This window comes from Lysobacter daejeonensis GH1-9 (assembly GCF_000768355.1).
Classification (GTDB): Bacteria; Pseudomonadota; Gammaproteobacteria; order Xanthomonadales; family Xanthomonadaceae; genus Aerolutibacter; species Aerolutibacter daejeonensis.
On record NZ_AVPU01000069.1, the window covers coordinates 1 to 1,872 of the forward strand.

The window sequence follows — 1,872 nt, forward strand, 5'->3', positions numbered from 1 at the left end:
CCGCGCTGCGGCGTGCCGGCGTGGCCGAGGTCACCGCACCCCTGCGGATGGACACCGAAGGCCTGCTCGACCTGCCCGGACTGACCGCGGTGGCCGGCGAGTCCATCGCCCTGATCACCGCCCCCGGCGGCCGCGGGGAGCTGGCGCCGGCCCTGGAAGCGCGTGGCGCGACGATCCTGCGTGCCGACGTGTACGAGCGCGTACCACTGCCGCCGGATCCACGCGCGTTGCAGTCCCTGCGTGCGCTGACGGCACCGGCGGTAATCGCGTTGAGCAGCGGCGAGGCGCTGGCCCACCTGTTGGATGCATGGCCGGCGGACGTCCTCGCACGGCTGCGGGCGTGTCCGGTCGTGGCGGCCAGCGATCGGCTGGCGGCCATCGCCCGCGACCACGGTTTCACCCAGGTCAGCCGCGCGGAGGGCCCCCGCCCTGCCCAGCTGGTCGCCGCCGCGGGGCAGGCGGCGGGCCATCCGGTAGCATGACGGGCACCTCTCCGTGCGACCCTGCCGCCGTGTCCACGCCTTCGCCCGTCCCCGCCCCTGCCTCTAGCCGCTCCCACGTCTGGGTGTGGATGGTGTTGCTGGCCCTGGCCGCGGTGCTGGGCTGGCGCGGTTGGATCTGGTGGCGCGCGCAATCGGCGCATGAACACGCGGTCGCCAGCGGCACCGTGGAGCGGCTGGATGCACTCACCGGCCGCGTGGACGCGCTACGGCGCGACCAGCGCGCCCAGTTGCAGCGCCTGCAGCAGGCCGATGCGACCAACCGCGTGCTGCGCGACGAGCTGCTGGGCATCGGCCAGCGCGCGGCCTTGCTCGAAGCCAGCCTCGCGCGCCTTGCCGACCCCGATCGCCACGGCGCGCAGGCGCTGCGGCTGGACGAGACCGAACTGTTGCTGATGCTGGGCGAACAGCGCCTGCTGATCGCCGGTGACCTGGACGGCGCACGTCGTGCCTACGCGCTGGCCAGCGGTGTGCTGGAAGGCGTGGACGATCCGTCCTACCTCAGCCTGCGCCAGGTGCTGGTGCAGGAGCGCGCCGCGTTGGACGCGCTGGGCACCGAGCCGCGCGCCGCCGCCCTCGCCCGCCTTGATGCGTTCGCGCAGCAGCTGCGCATGCAGCCGCCGCCGGCCGCCATGGACACGGTGCCGGCCAACGCCCCATGGTGGCGACGCGCCTTCGGCGGGCTGGTGCAGGTGCAGCCCACCGACCGCGCCATTGCCATGCACGGCAGCGACCGCCGCCAGGCGGAACTGGGCTTGCAGATCGAACTGTCGCTGGCGCGTGCCGCCGCCGAGCGCCGCGACGTGGACGGGTTCCGCCAGGCCATCGGCCGCGCCGACCTGTGGCTGACCCGGCTGTGGCCGGAATCGCCGGCGCTGCGCCAGCAGCGCGACCGCCTGCAGACGCTGGCCGCATTGCCGCTTTCACTCCCGCTTCCGACGCTGGGCAGCACACTGCAGCAACTGCGGCAGTTGCGCGCCGCGCCTTGATCCGGAGATCCAATGGCCCTGTTCCGCAACCTGCTGTTCTGGCTCGTGTTGGCGCTGGCCGGCGCGTTGGTCGCCCAAGTGCTGGTGCAGGACCCGGGCTACGTACTGGTCCGCTACCGCGGCACCGACTACAGCACCACCTTGGCGATTGCGCTGGTGATTGGCCTCGCGACCTTGGCCGCGCTGTGGCTGCTGTGGACACTGGCGAGCTTGCCGTTCGCCGCCGTGCGCCGGCGCCGCGAACGCCTGCTGCGCCAGCGCCTGGCCGAAGGCGTCGACGGCGTGCTGCAGGGCCACTGGACCCGCGCGGAGAAAGCCCTGGCCCACGCCGCCCAGGATCCGGATCAGGCCGTGCTGGCACACGCGGCCGCGGCGCGTGCGGC

The 1,872-nt window shown here is 73.8% G+C and carries 3 protein-coding genes; all 3 read left to right on the forward strand.

The features are described 5' to 3' along the window. Positions 1–482, forward strand: a 482-nt coding sequence (locus tag N800_RS14965; protein ID WP_036140508.1) for a uroporphyrinogen-III synthase, incomplete at its 5' end; no start/stop codon positions are given. Between the two features lie 89 nt (positions 483–571). Continuing rightward, positions 572–1,489, forward strand: a complete 918-nt coding sequence (locus N800_RS14970; RefSeq protein WP_052108311.1) for a uroporphyrinogen-III C-methyltransferase — start codon at positions 572–574, stop codon at positions 1,487–1,489. 12 nt (positions 1,490–1,501) lie between these two features. Continuing rightward, positions 1,502–1,872, forward strand: a 371-nt coding sequence (locus tag N800_RS14975; protein WP_036140510.1) for a heme biosynthesis HemY N-terminal domain-containing protein, incomplete at its 3' end; no start/stop codon positions are given.

What these genes read in the sequence shown, in the direction of transcription:
- N800_RS14970 (WP_052108311.1), top strand. Translation starts at nt 572, where the DNA reads ATGGTGTTGCTGGCCCTGGCCGCGGTGCTGGGCTGGCGCGGTTGGATC.